Here is a 17955-nt window from a genome sequence, read left to right on the forward strand (position 1 = left end):
GATGTTGCTAATAGCCTCAACAATCTGGCGCAACTCTACAAATCCCAAGGCAGATACAGCGAAGCCGAACCTTTGTATGTGCAAGCTTTATCACTCAGGCGACGCAGCTTGGGGGAATCACATCCAGATGTTGCTAATAGCCTCAACAATCTGGCGGGACTCTACGATTCCCAAGGTAGATACAGCGAAGCCGAACCTTTGTATGTGCAAGCTTTAGAACTAACGCGACGCAGCTTGGGGGGATCACATCCAGATGTTGCTACTAGCCTCAACAATCTGGCGCAACTCTATCGTTCCCAAGGAAGATACAGCGAAGCTGAACCTTTGTATGTGCAAGCTTTGGATATTTGTGAGCGTAGTTTAGGAGTGGGTCATCCTTCAACAATAATAGTACGAAGCAATTATGCTATTTTCTTAAAGCAAGCATATCTTTAAAATAGCATTTGCTTCATCACTGTAAAAATTCAAGTTCTCAACCGCATCAATCAAGCTTTTATCTCCGAGTTCCGTGTTCAGAACTTGAAGTTTCCTGTTGCAAACGAGAACGTTCCTGTTTTTAGCTCGAAGTTTTGTGTTCAGAACTCGAAGCTTCCTGTTCCAAATGAGAACATTGCTGTTTTTAGCTCGAAGTTCCGTGTTCAGAACTCGAAGTTTCCTGTTGCAAACGAGAACATTGCTGTTTTTAGCTCGAAGTTTCCTGCTCTGAGGTGGAATGATGGAGTTATGAAGGCGATGCTCTCTCAAAATTGAATAAACTTGGTGTTAAAGATAATTATATCGACTGTCTTAAAAGTCAAGCGATGCACTTGACATTCAAGACAGCCGCTACCAGCACAAAATCTGAATCTTATTATTTACAGTTTTTATTATTTTTTGATTTTTAACAATGAATTAAGAATCAAAATCTATCTTTTGGCTGAAGTATTTGCGATACCAATATCAATATTCTGATAATAAGTGCTAAAAATAGATTTATTTTTGGCAGATAATCTTACTATTTATGCTAATAATCACACATTTATGCCAATAATCACACAAATCTAGATTTTTTAGCACATAAGCTGTTAAAAGTATTTATTCGCAAAAGGAGTAATCTTGATATTTATCAAAACAACTGAAAACACAGTTTAAATTAAGCTAGGCTGACAGTATCCATTTTGAAAAACTTTTAAACCGATAGCTTTTTAAACCTGTAATTTGTGATTGCAGTAGATTATCTTGTCGCGGCATGAGTTCAGAAAATTAATCTAAATTACAATAAACTACTGTTTTTCAGGTTAAGGCGGTTTATATAGCAGTTCTCAATCAGTTGTATAAAATAGGCTAGATTTATAAATTATTATTTCCTGTTCCCTAACTCAACAAGTAATTTTACAACTACTACTAATATTGCTATATAGTTTTTCATCTTTAATATAGGACTCATATTTGATTTGAATTTCAGGTAGGATGCGTTAGCGATAGCGTAACGCATCAGCGCCAAAGCTTTTCGTGCGTTACTATAATTTGCGGTTATGAGCCGCCATGAGAATTTTATTAGTTGAAGATGATGAAGCGATCGCAGAACCACTTGCTAAATCTTTGACAACTCAACACTATGCTGTTGATGTTGCCAAAGATGGGCAAGAAGGTTGGGATTTGGCAGAGTTATTTACCTATGACTTAATTCTGCTAGATGTGATGTTACCCAAGCTGAACGGCATTAATTTCTGTCAGAGATTACGTGCAAACGGTAATCAAACACCTGTTCTTTTATTAACCGCCCAAGATAATAGTGTAAATAAAGTCATGGGTTTGGATGCAGGTGCAGATGATTATGTTGCCAAGCCTTTTGATTTTCAGGAATTATTAGCCCGTATTCGTGCTTTATTACGTCGGGGTGGTTCTACTTTACCGCCGCTTTTAGAGTGGAAAAATTTGCGCTTAGATCCCAGCAGTTGCGAAGTCACCTGTGATGGAAAACTTGTGCATTTGACTCCCAAAGAATACGGCTTGCTTGAGCTTTTTCTTCGCAATAGTCAGCGAATTTTTAGCTGTAGTGCCTTAATAGATCATCAATGGTCATTTGAAGAACCGCCTACAGATGATACTGTCAGATCCCACATCAAAGGTTTACGGCAAAAACTGAAAGCAGCAGGAGTTGCAGACGAGCCTATTGAGACAGTTTATGGCATTGGCTATAAACTCAAGCCAGAACAAAAGAATGTAGACCAAGATAAAAAAGCCAAGGGATTAGGAAAAACCAAATTAACCTCCTCATCTCCCTCGCCTGTACCACAACAAAATCAGGTAGCGACTGGGGTGAGCAAAGTCTGGGAAGCAGTAGCGCAGAAACTTGAAGAACGAGTGGCGACGAATGAGCAAGCCTTAACGCTTTTGCAACAAGGTCAACTTAGTGAGGAAATGCGAGCTAGCGCGAGAATGGAAGCTCATAAGCTAGCTGGATCTATGGGGATGTTTGGTTCTGATGAAGGTTCTCAGTTAGCGCGAGAAATAGAATCTCTGTGGGAAATTCAGACTCCGCTTGAGCCGCAGGTAATACAGCAGCTATCGCAATTTGTGGCGGCGTTGCGTCAAGAATTGCAACTGTTAAATTCTGAGTATAAGCAGGAGTCGCAGCCAGAACATCCCGTACAAGGAAATGGTGTTTTTGGGCATAGCGAAGAAATTACCAATGCCCCATCCCCTATGCCCGAAGCGGCGGGGCGATTGTCTGTTTCCACCCACAAGAAAATCGAGTTTCCCACCGCTTTCAATCAACGCCCCTTACTGTTGGTTGTGAATCGCGATCGCAAATTAACTGAAGCTTTAGCCAAAGAGACTGATATTTGGGGCATACAAGTACGCTTCGCACAAACTGCGCGATCGCCCATTTCCTCCGCTAGAGAATTGATTGCTGAATATTCCCCAGATGTCGTATTACTCGACCTTGGCAGCACTGACACCTCAGAAACTAATCTCGCTTTACTAGCAGAACTCAATGCTAGTAACTCCTCAATACCAGTGATAGTTTTAACAGATAAAGATAGTTTGCTTGACCGGGTCAAAGTGGCGCGCTTGGGTGGTAGCGGGATTTTACAAAAGCCTGTTTCCCCTATCCAAGTATTAGAAACAGTAAATCAAATATTACAGCGCACTCGCCCTACAGCAGCAAAGGTGATGGTTGTCGATGACGATCCCCATATCTTAGCTGCTCTGCAAACCTTACTCGTGCCTTGGGGAATGAAGGTTTACACCTTAGAGAACCCCTTGCGGTTTTTGGAAGCGATCGCAGCTGCTCAACCAGATCTGTTGATTTTAGATGTGGAAATTCCAGAGATTAGCGGTATAGAACTATGCCAAGTTGTGAGGAATGATCCCCAATGGAGTGGGCTGCCCATCTTGTTTTTGACTGCTCATAACGATACCAAAACTAGACAGCAGGTCTTCGCCGCAGGTGCCGATGACTACATCAGCAAACCCATTGTTGAACCAGAACTAATTACGAGGATACTAAATCGTTTAGAGCGATCGCGCTGGCTACGCAATCTCGCAGAATTGGATGGACTAACCCAGGTAGCGAATCGGCGTAAATCTACTCAGGATTTAAATTGGTATCTGCAATTAAGCGATCGCCACCAACAACCGCTTTGCTTCGCTATTGTGGAGCTAGACAGCCTCAAAGAAATTAATCACAAGCATGGTCATGCAGTAGGCGATCGCGTGTTATCCCAACTAGGGGAACTGTTACGACAAACTTTCCACACTCAAGATGTAGTTGGTCGTTGGGGAGGTACAGAATTTGTGGTGGGAATGGCAGGAATGACCAAAACTGATGGAGAACGGCGGCTTTTGGAACTGCTCAAAAGGCTACGCCAAATTGAATTCACGGGTGCTAATAGCCAAAAGTTTCACGTTACCTTCCGTACAGCCGTAGTTGAGTATCCTCAAGATGGTGCTAATCTGCAAGCGCTTTATCAGGCGGCGGATCGGGGAATGGGGAATGGGTAATGGGGAATGGGTAATGGGTAATGAGTAATGAGTAATGAGTAATGAGTAATGGGTAATGAGTAATGGGTAATGAGTAATGGGTAATGAGTAATGGGTAATGAGTAATGAGTAATGGGTAATTGGGTGTTTGGGGTTTGTCATTAATTATTTCTCCCCTGCTCCCTGCCCCCCTGCCTTACTCCGTCTCCCCTTATTGTTAAGGTAGGATGCTATATGTTTGAATTATTAGATATTTTTTTTACATCTATAAGCTTTATATCTCAGTTAAATTACCATTTCGGCAATCAAGGGTTGATATGGTTACATTTGTTATCTGATTGCTTAATTTCTCTGGGGTATTATGCGATTTCTGCGATATTGGTCTATTTCGGGAATCAGCGCCAAGATTCGCCTGCAAAAAATCTGTTGCTGTTGTTTGGAGCGTTTCTAGCGGTTTGTGGCACAACTCATCTGATGGCAGTTTGGACATTTTGGGATGCAAATTATTGGGTATTTGGGGTTCAGAAAGCCCTTACTGCAATAATTTCAATTTATACTTTTGTAGCGCTATTAAAATTATTGCCCAAATCCCTAGAAAAACCTAGTAAAACTGAGTTAGAAGCAGCTAATCAAAAATTGCAGCAGCAAATCAGCGAATATCAAAGGCTTGAGGAGGCTTTGCGCCAAAGCGAATATCAGTATGTAACTTTAGCTCAAACCGCACCAGTGGGCATTTTCCGTACCGATGCTGCTGGAAACTGCACTTTTATGAATGAGCTAGCCTGTCAGATTATGGGTGCTTCTTTAGAAAAGGCGCTGGGAAAAGGCTGGATAGAATCATTGCATCCAGAAGACCGCGATCGCGTGATTAGGCAATGGCAAGAAACTACACAGCAAAACTTACCCTTTAAATGCGAGCATCGTTTTCGCAATCCCCAGGGTAAAACTGTTTGGGTGTTAACTCAAGCAGTACCGGAGGCGGGAAGTCAAGGAGAATTTACAAATTTTATTGGCACTATTACAAATATTAGCGATCGCAAACGCACTGAAGAAGCTCTCAGTCAAAGTGAAGCCACCCTCCGCAGCTTCTTTAATAGCGCCTCAATGCTGATGGGAATTGTGGAAATTGTGGATCATGATGTCTTGCATATTTCTGATAACCTAGCAGCCGCGAACTTTTATGGACTAACACCAGCCGCAATGCAGAATCGGCTAGCCAGCGAAATGGGTGCGCCGCAAGAGTATATCAACCAATGGATTGAGAAATATCGGGAAGCTGAACACACCCATGCTCCCGTTCGCTTTGAATATACTCACGAGACTCCCACCGCTAAAAAATGGCTGTCAGCGACAGTTTCAGCAATTAATAGCGATTGCAGTGGTCGTCAACGATTTTCTTACGTAGTTGAAGATATTAGCGATCGCAAATCAGCAGAGGAAGAATTACAAAAACAAGCATTTCTCCTGGACTTGACTCACGACTGCATCATGGTTCGCAATTTCAACGGTGAGATTGACTTTTGGAATCGTGGTGCAGAGGAGATGTACGGTTGGACGAAACAAGAAGCGATCGGCAAAATTTCTCATGATTTCTTGCAAACTCAATTTCCCCAACCGCTAGCCGAAATTGAAGCCGAACTTTTGCAAACCGGACGTTGGTCAGGTGAACTCGTACATACTAAACGTGATGGTACTCCTATTGTGGTGTCGAGTAGTTGGGCGTTACAGCGCGATGAACAAGGTAAACCAGAGAGAACTCTGGAAATTAATAACGATATTACCGAACGCAAGCGCGCTGAAGAAGAACTTCGCCACCTCAGCACAGCCCTAACAAGCGCAGTAGAAGGTATCTCACAGTTAGATAAGGAAGGACGTTATATCAAGGTCAATCCCGCTTATGCCAACATGGCTGGTTATCAGCCAGAGGAAATGATTGGTGTGGACTGGCTATTGACTGTCCATCCAGAAGATGCAGAAAAATTGCGGGTTGCGTACCAACAAATGCTAGTTAATGGCAAAGTGGAAGCGGAAGCTAGAGGCGTGCGGAAAGATAAAACAGTTTTTGATAAACAAGTAGTGATGGTCACAGCCTATGATCGCCAACAGCAATTCATCGGCCATTATTGCTTTATGAAAGACATTAGCGATCGCCGCGAAATTGATCGCCTCAAAGATGAATTTGTCTCGATAGTTAGCCATGAATTGCGAACACCCCTCACTTCTATTTCCGGTGCATTAGATTTATTAGCAGGTGGAGTGCTGCAAACCCAACCAGAAGAAGCGCAACGGATGTTAAATATTGCGGCGAGTAATACCGATAGGCTAGTACGTCTAATTAATGACATCCTCGATATCGAGCGCATTGAGTCTGGTAAGGTACAAATGACTCCGGAACACTGCGATGCTGCCGATTTGATGAATCAATCAATAGAAACAGTAGAGGAAATGGCAGAGCAAGCAGGGGTAAAATTAGCAGTTTATCCCCTATCCGCGCCCCTTTGGGCTGATCCAGACCGCATTATTCAAGTTTTCACCAACTTACTCAGCAATGCGATTAAATTTTCCCCTGAGGGTTCTACGGTTTCATTGAGTGCGGAAATTACAGCCGAGAAAGCAGCACCCTCCAGCAAACAAATTTTGTTCAAAGTTAAAGACCAAGGTCGAGGTATCCCAGCAGAGAAACTAGAATCGATTTTTGAGCGTTTTGGACAAGTTGATGCCTCAGACTCCCGCCAAAAAGGCGGTACAGGTTTAGGTTTAGCTATTTGTCGCAGTATTTTGCAGCATCATCAAGGGCAAATTTGCGTTGAAAGTACCTTAGGAGAAGGCAGCACATTCTTCTTTACCTTGCCTATTGCCTCAAAAGATGACACAGAAACTATAGAACCAGAAAACACAGGCGATCGCAAAAATATCAATCCATCTTTACTTCCAACAGAGAATAAATTCGCTGTTCTCCCTTTAGTAATTGAGTGTGACGATGACCCCTCAGTGCGGGTTGTCGTGCAAACCATGCTAGAACGACAGGGTTATCGCGTCTTAGCAGCTGCATCAGGACAAGAAGCTGTAGAACAGGCAAAATTGCATCATCCTGATGCAATTATTCTCAACTTGATGATGCCAGATATGAACGGTTGGGAAACCCTAGCGATTCTCAAACAGCAGCCACACACCCAAAACATCCCGGTGATTATTCTCAGTGGTTTGTTACCCGATGCTCATAAAAGTCTGCCACACAACATTAGCGACTGGATTGTCAAACCTCCCACTAGCAAGTTGTTGTACCAAGCCTTAGAAAAAGCTACCGCTAGCCAAAATCAATCAATCAAAGTTTTGATTATTGAAGACGACACAGATTTGGCACAGGTATTGATTGCTTTATTCAATCGTCACAACATCCTCACCTTTTATGCCCAAACCGGAAAAGAAGCTATTCAAGTCAGCCAGAACATCATCCCTGACTTATTAGTACTGGATTTGGGATTGCCAGAAAATGACGGTTTTGCCGTAGTCGATTGGCTACGACAACATCAACGCCTATGTCACGTGCCTTTAGTTGTGTACACAGCACGCGATTTAGATGATAGCGATCGCGATCGCTTAAAGTTAGGGCAAACCCTCTTCCTCACTAAAGGGCGCATTACTCCCCAGGAATTTGAACAGCGAGTGATTAACTTACTCAACCGCATGATTGGTAGCAATAGCCAAGTTAGCCCCTCCGGAGAATTCAAAATTTAAGCCGAAAATTCTCTCCCCTACTCCCTCTGCGGCCTAAGGTGTACACCAAGTCTTATAACTTAGCCCCGTAAAGTTTCGATCCTCCCTGATTCCCCTTTTTAAGGGTATTTAGGGTATCTAACCAAACGTAAATCATTTTTTATAAAGACCAGATAAATTATCTATTAAGAATACATTAACCTTCGTAAAAATACTGGGATATTGCTCTGGTACATGATAAATTTTCATCAAATTTAAGTATTAATCATGAATTGTCTAAATTAGTAATCAATAAAAATACAAACAAACGTTTTATTGATTAGTCATGACAGTATCGGGGATTTTCCCTGAAACTCTTATGCTTAGGTAACAAACGTCATCAGCTGATTCCTCTTTAGGGTGTCTAGGTGCTTCTATATTTCTCTATGTACATCATTGGTTTTCTTCTCCCTAATGCCAAAATGCTGATTACTAATTCCCAATGAAAAACTCCACCCACAAGGTGATGGAGTTTTTGGGCATTGGGAATTGGGCATAGGGGAGGCAGTGCGTTGCTGGTTTCCAGTATTGTGCAAACTGCCGTCAGGGGAAAGAAAATACCAATGCCCTATGCCCTATGCCCCAAGCGGCGGGGCGGCTATCCCTCTCCACCCACAAGGGGATGGAGTTTCCCGCCGCTTTCAATGAATAGTAATTGGCAGCTTTTTTATGTTCATCTCTCCAATTCATAATTAATACTGAAATTTCACATCAATTGTGTACATAGCTCTGGCAACAATCGCAAGCTATAACAAATCACTTTATCTATTCCTGGATTTAATTAAGGTATGAACATGAGTCAAGAAAAATATTTGATGACACCCAAGCTACATTCTATTTCCCATAATCAATCACGCATTTTGATAGTATCAATGCGTGAAGTTGCTAAGTTAGTAGGGTTTTGTAGCTTATATGAATTTGAAGATGTCATCTGCGATGCTGATGCTGCTGATATGCTCACACCTTTGAGTACAGATGATGGTATCGTTAGAAAAATCTACAAATTAGCTAAGTATTTAACTAATTCTAAAAAATTAGCAAATTTCTTAGTACCGGGAACTAATCCATACTTTATTGAACAAGAGTATGAATTGTTTTTTCCAGTATTTAATTCTCCCTTTGAACTTTTCGCACTACACGCGTTTAAAAATTGGCGACAAAAATGTAGCCAAGCAGTTTGTTATATAGATGAATTTTGGGAAACATATCTTCAGCCATCCAGTCTCTATTTTCTGGAATATTTAAAAGATTTCGACCATATTTTTCTCGGCAATAAAAATTCAGTTGAAGCAGTTGCTAAAATTACAGGTCGTCCTTGTAGCTATCTACCACCTGGGATTGATACATTAAAATTCTGTCCATATCCACAGTTACCTCACCGCAGTATTGATGTTTCCTATTTGGGTCGGCGTTCACCTGTAACTCATCAAGCTCTATTAGAGTATGCACAACAGCAACAAATTTTTTATTACTACGATACAATCAAAGTCTCCGGAACTAAAAATGCGGCTAAACAACAAACATTTGCGGTGAATAATGCCCGAGAACACCGCATTTTGTTTGCTAATTTAAACAAGAGAAGCCGTTATTTCTTTGCTAACCGCGCACGCATTAACGAAGCAGAAGCGACAAAAAATAAACAAGAGTTTGGCCCACGCTTCTTTGAGGGTGCGGCTGCTGGTGCAGTCCTCATTGGTGATCCACCAATGACAGAGGAATTCTACAAACATTTTGATTGGCCGGATGCAATTATCAAAGTTCCCTTTGATGCTCCAGAAATTGGCGAGATTATTTCTGATTTGGATTCACAGCCTGAGCGCTTGGCAAGAATTAGCAGAGATAATGTTGTCAATACATTACTCCGACACGACTGGGTATATCGCTTACGCACAGTATTTGAGACAATAGATGTTAAACCTAGCCAAATCATGTTAGCTAGAGAAGCTAAGTTAAAGAAACTAGCTTATGAAATCCAGCACACATCAAATGCATCATTAGTTAATTAGAAACTCATGATTATTTTGTACAAGCCATTTTAAGTGCCTTGTGTATGGGGAAAGTAAATTGAAACTTTTCCCATTTTATTTTTGCAGAATCAAATTATATTCAGGACTTACGCAACTGGCACAGTGATCCTCTGGCATAAGAGTCAAGAGTCAAGAGTCAAGGGTCAAAAATTTAGGTTTTTTGGACTCTTGACATTTGACCCTGGACAAACATAAACGAAAAAAATATGACACTTGCGTAAGTCCTAATATTTTATAAAATATTCGGCTGATTGATATTTATGATTGAAAACATAGCAATTTAAAATCAAGAATGCAACAGTAGGGAGACAGCAATGCTGTGACCTCTAGAATATATTGATGTTTCGCAAACATTATTTGATTAAATTTTAAAAAGCTTTTCAGCAAAAGATTAGCAACTAACCTATAAGTTTTTCTAAATTACTGACATTCTCTTACTCCTTGTCTATTTTTAGATAGTAGTGTATAGATATAATTAAAATTTATTCTGGCTCTACTAGGTTCTCAAATTTCATAATTCTTTAGTTTCTAACTGTAGATTACGTGTTTTGATATAAGAAGTTCCTCAAAGCTTGTGAAAGTCAAAAATCACATTTCAAAATTCAATTTTCAATCATAAAAATCCTAAATTTGGGAAAAGAAACAATTTACTAGCGACAAGTAGCTTGCTGTAAAACACTTTATTAAATCAGGGTAATATCATGACCAACAATAAATATTTAATAAAACCTAAATTTAATTCTTTTTCTAATGAAAAATCACGCATTTTGTTAGTATCAATGCGTGAACTGGCTAACTTAGTGGCTTTTTGTACCTTATATGAATTTGAAGATGTACTATATGATACCGATGCTGTTGATATGGTTCAACCATTGAGTGCTAACGACGGTATCTTAAGAAAAATCTACAAACTAGCTAAGTATTTAACTAACTCCAAGCAATTGGCTGAGTTACTTGTTCCAGCGAATCATCCATACTTGCTTGAGCAAGAATATGAACTATTTTTTCCCATATTTAATTCACCCTTTGAACTATTTGCCTTGCATTCGTTCAAAAACTGGCAGCAAAAATGTAAGAAGTCTGTTTGTTATATAGTTGAATGCTGGGAATCTTATCTCAAGCCATCCAATAACTACTTCTTTGAGTTCTTAAAGGATTTCGACCATATTTTTCTTGGTACTAAAAATTGTACAGAGGCAGTGGCTAAAATTACAGGTCGTCCTTGTACCTATCTACCACCTGGGATTGATACATTAAAATTCAGTCCCTATCCTGTATTACCTTATCGTAGTATTGATGTTTGCTATTTGGGTCGTCGTTCATCGGTAACCCATAAAGCCCTATTAGAATTTGCACAACACCAACCCATCTTTTATTACTACGATACAATCAAAGCTTCGGGCACCAAAAATGCCGCTAAACAACAAACATTTGCTGTTAACAATCACCAAGAACACCGCAGTTTATTAGCTAATTTAATTAAGAGAAGCCGCTATTTCTTTGCTAATCGCTCACGAGTGAACGAACTGAACACAGCAAAAATTAACCAAGAGTTTGGTTCTCGTTTCTTTGAGGGTGCTGCTGCTGGTGCAGTCATGATTGGCGAACCACCAACAATAGACGAATTTTACAAATATTTTGATTGGCCGGATGCAATTATCAAAATTCCCTTTGATTCTCCTGACATCGGTGAAATTATAACTGACTTAGATGCTCAGAGCGATCGCTTAACCAAAATTAGAAAAGAAAATGTTGTCAACTCCCTACTGCGACATGATTGGGTACATCGCTTACGAACAATCTTTGAAGCAATTGATGTTCAGCCTAGCGAAATCATGTTATCCAGAGAAGCTGAGTTAAAAAACCTAGCTAATCAGATTCATCTGTCTGATACATCATTGGTTCGTTAGTAGGGGATTGGGGATTGGGGACTGGGGATTGGGGACTGGGGACTAGGGACTGGGGATTGGGGACTGGGGACTGGGGACTGGGGACTGGGGACTGGGGATTGGGGATTGGGGATGAGGGAGATGAGGAGAAATCTCAATTACCCATTACCAAATGACTAATGACCAATGACAAATGCCCCATGCCCAATGCCCCATCCCCCCTTTTCCTGTAAAATCAAGATCCTAAAGACTGTGGATCGGGAGAAATTAGGGGTGTCTACACTCGGCGTAAACATTGACCACATTGCGACTATTCGACAAGCACGGCGAACGGTGGAACCTGACCCCGTAGCAGCAGCAGTGTTGGCAGAATTGGGGGGTGCAGATGGGATTACTGTACATCTGCGGGAAGATAGACGGCATATACAAGATAGGGATGTGCGACTTTTACGGCAAACAGTGAGAACGCACTTAAATTTAGAAATGGCTGCTACCGAGGAAATGCTAGGAATAGCCCTCGATATCAAACCAGATTATGTAACTTTAGTACCAGAAAAACGGGAAGAAGTAACCACAGAAGGTGGTTTAGATATTGTTGGGCAAATTACTAAAATAGGTGAGATAGTTGATAAATTGCAGAGTGCTAGCATTCCAGTAAGTTTATTTATCGATGCCGAACCTTCACAAATTGCAGCATCTGCCAAAGTAAAAGCGAAGTTCATAGAACTGCATACTGGGCAATACGCTGAGGCTACCGATGAAACAAGCCGCCAGCGAGAGTTAGCCGTGTTAGCTAAAGGGTGCGAGCAAGCAATTCAAGCAGGATTGCGCGTTAACGCTGGTCATGGACTGACCTACTGGAACGTTTATCCTGTGGCGATTCTGCCAGGGATGGAAGAACTCAACATTGGTCACACCATTATTAGTAGAGCAGCTTTGGTAGGTTTAGAAAGAGCTGTGCGTGAGATGAAGCAAGCTATCCGAGGAGAACTGTAAACGGTGAACAGTCAACAGTTAACAGCTAACAGTTAACTATGAAGAGTGCTGAGTTAAAAGTGCTGAGTCCTGAGTTAAAAAAACCAGCTACAAGCACTGCAGTAAGTGCTTTGTGTATCAAGGTGAGTACTTTTTACTTGACTCAGTACTCAATCATTGCTTAGAGGGGTCTTAACTGCGTAATCCAAGAATTGGGGACACAATCTTAAGCAAAGACTTCTATGAGCGCAACACAATCTAACAGTTTGCCACTTTGGGTACAGGATCGAGATAAAGTTATTGAAGGAAGTACTGGTGCCGAATGGCGCTATCAGGAACCACCTGATTATTCTCGCTCTAAAGAGAATTTGGCTAAAGAAAGTACGCGTAATCACTTAGAGGGTACTCTAGAAGCGATCGTACAGAATTTGGTCAGAAGCTTTGAGATGGAGGTATCTTTCAAAACCAACCCACAACAGTGGTTGTCTGTTGTTAATGACCAATTTCGTGTGAGTACTAATGGAGGTCAAGAATACACCGCTACAGATTTAGCAGCCCAAGGTACTTACAATCTATTTATGGCTGATTCAGAGCATTACAAAGCTTCTGGAGAAACCTTTGAATCATCCGCTCAAATCTTCCACTCAACATTTCCGCAAGGCTTTCCTTGGGAAGTTTTGGAAGTGTACTCCGGGCCACCAACCGTAACATTTAAGTGGCGGCACTGGGGACATTTTAAAGGTGCATATAAAGACCATGCACCCACTGGAGAGACAGTAGAAATTATCGGCATGAGCGTTGCCAAAGTTACCGATGACTTGCGGATAATTTCTGTGGAACACTACTTTGACAATACGCTGTTTTTAGAGAAGCTGACAGCTGGCGGCAAACTCTCAAGTAGTGAAAGCAAGGCAAGTGCTTGTCCCTTCAGTTCTTGGTTTAAAAAACTCAAGCAGAGTTAATTTTTAAGGGTACAGTTTATATACTGTACCCTTGAGTTAATCGTTAATAACCAAAGGATCAAAATGGCAACTTACTATTACGTTTTGGCAAGTCAAAAATTTTTAATACAAGAAGAACCTTTAGATGAGGTACTCAAAGAACGTACCCGTCACTACCACGAACAAGAAAAAGAAATTGATTTTTGGTTAGTAAAGCAACCTGCATTTTTAGAAGCACCAGAAATGGCTGAAATTAAAGCCAAGTGTCCTCAACCTGCTGCTGCAATTATTTCTACCGACCAACAATTTATTACTTGGTTAAAACTGCGATTGGAATATGTAATTGTCGGCGAGTTTGAAGCACCTTCGGCAACAATCTCCGATCCTTTAGCATCTCTTGCTACCGTGTCTTAATATACTATGGGGCATGGGGCATGGGGCATGGGGCATGGGTAATGGTAATTACTTGTTCTCTCTTTCCCCTTTCCCCTTTTCCCCTTACCCCTACCCCCCGGGGAACAAAATATACATTGACGAAATCTTTTAAGAAAATCTTCTTTATGTGTGAGGCTGTTGTGCAGAGATTTCCGTATTTACTACATACTGTAGTATTAGCGATCGCAGGATTGATTAATGGTATGAGTTCTGTGAACGCTCAACAAGCTCTTCCTGCTTGTCAACCTCCAAATGCTGGCGAATATCTATTATTAATAGTTAGTCCCACAGCAGATAATCAAAAGCAACTGCGTAATGCCTTGCCCAATGAACTAAAAAGTACCACCTGTCAATACCTCAGCGATACAGTTACTAGGATAGGTGGTTTTAATAAAATTGATGATGCTCAACGATGGGCAAGATATATCAACAATATTGTCGGTTTATCTGGCATTATCACCACTAAACCGGCAGATGTACAAGCGCCTCAAAATATCAGCTTTAAGCCACAAACCCTGGGGGAAGGTTACGCCGTATTAGTAGATTATTTCAACCGCCCAGAATTGGCATCTGATGTAGAAAAAGTGGTGGAAGGTGATATAGGTTTTGCTTCCTATGGACAACGCCCTTACTTGTTGGCAGTTTACACTACTAACCAAAAAGAAGCTCATAACACATTGAAAAAGCTCAATGAACGCGGTTTTGTGGCTTATTTGGTTGATAGCCGCAAGGTGACGCTACTACGTTCAAATGTGCGTTGATAGTAGCTAGATAAGGCTTGGGAAACTATTATCCTTGATTCTGTGTTCCCTGTTTCCTGTCCCTTGTTCCCTCCCTAAAAAAGTCATTTCTCCTAATTAAGTTAGATTGCGATATTAAGAGTCAATAGTTACTGGAGGCTGAACTATTGACTATTAACTATAGACTATTGGCTAATAAAAAAGACTTAGCTAAGAAAGATATGGTAATTCCCAAAGCCGACCCAGCTATTACTTGAACTGGTGTGTGTCCCAGCAATTCTTTCAGGCGGTCTTGGGTAAAGTCATGTTTATCATCAAATAATTCATCAATCATTTGATTGAGTATTCGCGCTTGTTTCCCTGCGGCTTGGCGAACTCCAGCTGCATCGTACATGACAATGATGGCAAAAACTGTAGCCAGAGCAAAATCAGGCGATGACCAACCCAGAGTTTGCCCAACACCTGTTGCTAAAGAGGTAACTAGAGCCGAATGAGCACTAGGCATACCGCCTGTGGTTACTAAAACACGAACATTAAGTTTGCGATTTTTAACTATCTCGATGACGAGCTTCATCGATTGAGCAATTAAACAAGCTATCAGAGCAACCAGCAGCACCCGGTTGTCTAAGATGTCGCCTATGTCCTGCATGGTATTTTGGGGATGTTAGTAAATATTAGCTATTAGCAGCAGTTATTTTTTGAAAAACATTTTGGATGCAACCCAACAACATTAAGCCACTTGCTAATACCAATTTTGGATTTTAGATTGAAAATCTTGAATTTTCAAACATAGCACCTCTGCCACTTTGATATAAAAACTGGAGGAAAATTCGCAATACGGTGAGTCTCAAATCCAAAATTGACCATCGCGAAGCTGGCAGTTAAAATCACAAAGTTCTGATGTCTGATGACAATTTATACCAATTCACTACAAGCAGGTAACAAATTCAAACTCTAAAACCTAGATGCTGTCTAAGTTACTCAATTCTGAATTTTGCATTTTGAATTGGTATTACCCTACGGGCTACTAAGTGAGATTACGGAATTAATGAGTAAAATTCCCGTAGGGGTTGACTTAGTGATTGCGGCTGATAATAAAATGAGCGATCGCTTTTAAAGGTTGTGCTTTTTCTCCAAATACGTCTAATTCCGCACATGCTGCTTCAATGAGCTGTTCGGCTTTAACGCGAGATTCTTCAATTCCCCACAGGCTGGGATATGTAACTTTCTGGGCTTTCAAATCCTTGCCCGCAGTTTTGCCTAATTGTTCTTGAGTGGCGGTGATATCTAAAATATCATCGACAATTTGGAATGCCAGACCAATATTCTGAGCGTACCGAGTTAGTCTTTGTACATCTTCAACAGATGCTCCCGCTAAGATACCACCACAAACAACACAAGCCTCCAAAAGGGCAGCTGTTTTGTGGTTATGAATGTAATTCAGCGTCTCTAGGGAAGTATCTGTTTTACCTTCCGATTCTAGATCCACTACTTGACCCCCAACCAAGCCAGCAGCCCCTAATGCCCTAGCAAGACGCGCTACTACCTGCAATACTCTATCTCTAGGGACAGTTAAAGGGGTGGCGATGGCGACATATTCAAAAGCATAAGCCAACAAACCATCACCAGCTAAAATCGCGATATCTTCGCCATAAACCTTGTGGTTTGTCAGCTTACCCCGACGGTAATCGTCATTATCCATCGCTGGCAAATCATCGTGAATTAATGACATTGTGTGGATCATTTCCACCGCACAAGCTGTTGGCATTGCCATTTCGATTGTGCCACCCATCATTTCACTGGTAGCAAGGCACAGGATAGGACGTACACGTTTGCCACCAGCTAAGAGAGAATAGCGCATCGACTCGTAAATCTTCTCTGGATAGGAAACGGGAAGCGCTTGATCCAAAGCAGTTTCACAAAGCTGTTGACGCTCTTTGAGATACGCTGATAGGTTAAACGTGGCTGTCTCTGGCATCTTTTTAAACTTATCAGTTGCTACCATTCTGTAAAATCCTGAAATTTTGGTATTTTTGTCATATACGTCACAATTTTAAGGGGCTTTGGATCTCAAAACATGAGTAATTAAGAGTTAAGAATTAGGAAGAATAATTCATAATTCATAATTCATCGCTCTTGATTCCTTGCCGCCTTAAATAGCTAGCAAATGTATTTTGCAACAACATAGCGACAGTCATAGGGCCAACGCCTCCCGGAACTGGGGTGATAAACTCCGCCACGCCAGCTGTCGATTCCCAGTGGACATCGCCGACTAAACGACTTTTGCCACTAGCATCGGTGACACGATTTATCCCCACATCTACCACAACAGCGCCCGGTTTCACCATTTCACCAGTAATCAATCCTGGAATGCCTACAGCTGAGATGAGAATATCGGCATTCTGGGCGATCGCTTTTAAGTCTTGGGATCGTGAGTGGGCAACGGTAACGGTAGCATCAGCGTCCACAAGCATTAACGCCATTGGCTTACCTACCAAAATACTACGTCCCACTACCACTGCTTGTTTTCCTGGCAAAGAAATTTTATATTCTTGCAGCAGCCGCATCACACCAGCTGGTGTACAACTCCGTAAACCTGCTTCTTGGCGCACCAATCGCCCCATATTCACCGGGTGCAATCCATCAACGTCTTTATCTGGCTCAATTTGATGCAGCAAGCGAATAGAGTCTAAATGTGGAGGTAAGGGTAACTGTACAAGAATCCCATCTACCTGTTCATCTTGATTGAGTGCTGCGATCGCATCTTCCAATTCTGCTTGAGTGGTTTGGGTAGGAAAATGCTTACCAAAAGAAGCAATACCCACTTTAGCGCAAGCTTTCTCTTTATTGCGTACATAAGCAGCGGATGCGGGATTGTCACCCACCATCAGCACTGCTAACCCAGGGGGACGACCAATTTTTGGTTGTAACTCTGCAATACGTTCTAAAAGTTTGTGCTGAATTTTTTCAGCTAAGGTTTTACCATCAAGAAGTTTGGCAGTTTTTGTTTCCATGAGAATTTCCAGCTATATTCGCCTTAAGTCCAAAGACCAGTATCTAGCCGTTTGTGGCAAAGTCAACAGTCATCAGTCAACTTTGGCTATTGACTATGATGGTCTTGTTATTTTATGCCTTAGCGTCTGTCAAACAACAAAATCATATTATCTTTGGGGGTTGGGGAATGGGGAATGGGTACTGGGGAATGGGGGTAAAAGCCAAATGA

The 17955-nt window shown here is 41.4% G+C and carries 12 protein-coding genes; 9 read left to right on the forward strand and 3 right to left on the reverse strand.

Annotation, left to right across the window (positions count from 1 at the left end; genetic code table 11):
• The 9 genes from AACU25_RS17210 to AACU25_RS17250 all read left to right on the forward strand — a co-directional run.
• Positions 1–435, forward strand: a 435-nt coding sequence (locus AACU25_RS17210; protein WP_339382040.1) for a tetratricopeptide repeat protein, incomplete at its 5' end; no start/stop codon positions are given.
• A gap of 1089 nt (positions 436–1524) precedes the next feature.
• The gene (locus AACU25_RS17215; RefSeq protein WP_096577616.1) at positions 1525–3990 is read left to right on the forward strand and encodes a response regulator; all 2466 of its coding nucleotides are present in this window, start codon (positions 1525–1527) and stop codon (positions 3988–3990) included.
• Between the two features lie 213 nt (positions 3991–4203).
• Positions 4204–7707, forward strand: coding sequence for a PAS domain S-box protein (locus tag AACU25_RS17220; RefSeq protein WP_422641109.1), 3504 nt, complete (start codon positions 4204–4206; stop codon positions 7705–7707).
• Positions 7708–8519: 812 nt separating this feature from the next.
• Entirely contained in the window at positions 8520–9731 is a 1212-nt protein-coding gene (locus AACU25_RS17225; RefSeq protein ID WP_190445636.1) for a glycosyltransferase family protein, read from the forward strand.
• A gap of 722 nt (positions 9732–10453) precedes the next feature.
• Positions 10454–11662 carry a glycosyltransferase family protein gene (locus AACU25_RS17230; RefSeq protein WP_096577620.1) on the forward strand — a complete coding sequence of 403 codons (1209 nt, stop codon included), beginning with the start codon at positions 10454–10456 and terminating at the stop codon, positions 11660–11662.
• 252 nt (positions 11663–11914) lie between these two features.
• Positions 11915–12637, forward strand: a complete 723-nt coding sequence (locus AACU25_RS17235) for a pyridoxine 5'-phosphate synthase (RefSeq protein WP_096583841.1) — start codon at positions 11915–11917, stop codon at positions 12635–12637.
• A 221-nt stretch (positions 12638–12858) separates the two neighbouring features.
• On the forward strand, positions 12859–13578 hold the full coding sequence (locus tag AACU25_RS17240; protein WP_096577622.1) for a SnoaL-like polyketide cyclase: 720 nt from the start codon (positions 12859–12861) through the stop codon (positions 13576–13578).
• A gap of 63 nt (positions 13579–13641) precedes the next feature.
• Complete coding sequence (locus AACU25_RS17245; RefSeq protein WP_096577624.1) at positions 13642–13971, forward strand: MgPME-cyclase complex family protein; 330 nt, start codon at positions 13642–13644, stop codon at positions 13969–13971.
• A gap of 146 nt (positions 13972–14117) precedes the next feature.
• Positions 14118–14753, forward strand: a complete 636-nt coding sequence (locus AACU25_RS17250) for a hypothetical protein (RefSeq protein ID WP_096577626.1) — start codon at positions 14118–14120, stop codon at positions 14751–14753.
• A 157-nt stretch (positions 14754–14910) separates the two neighbouring features.
• On the opposite strand, the gene AACU25_RS17255 is transcribed toward AACU25_RS17250, so the two are convergent.
• The 3 genes from AACU25_RS17255 to folD form a co-directional block, all read right to left on the reverse strand.
• A complete protein-coding gene (locus AACU25_RS17255) occupies positions 14911–15381 on the reverse strand; it encodes a divergent PAP2 family protein (RefSeq protein WP_096577628.1) in 471 nt (156 codons plus the stop codon).
• 426 nt (positions 15382–15807) lie between these two features.
• Positions 15808–16737 (reverse strand): geranylgeranyl diphosphate synthase CrtE, encoded by a 930-nt coding sequence (gene crtE, locus AACU25_RS17260; RefSeq protein WP_096577630.1) that lies wholly within the window; start codon positions 16735–16737, stop codon positions 15808–15810.
• Between the two features lie 115 nt (positions 16738–16852).
• Entirely contained in the window at positions 16853–17746 is an 894-nt protein-coding gene (gene folD, locus AACU25_RS17265; RefSeq protein WP_096577632.1) for a bifunctional methylenetetrahydrofolate dehydrogenase/methenyltetrahydrofolate cyclohydrolase FolD, read from the reverse strand.
• Between the last annotated feature and the right edge of the window lie 209 nt (positions 17747–17955).

It is taken from the genome of Tolypothrix tenuis PCC 7101, from assembly GCF_963874875.1.
Classification (GTDB): domain Bacteria; phylum Cyanobacteriota; class Cyanobacteriia; order Cyanobacteriales; family Nostocaceae; genus Aulosira; species Aulosira tenue.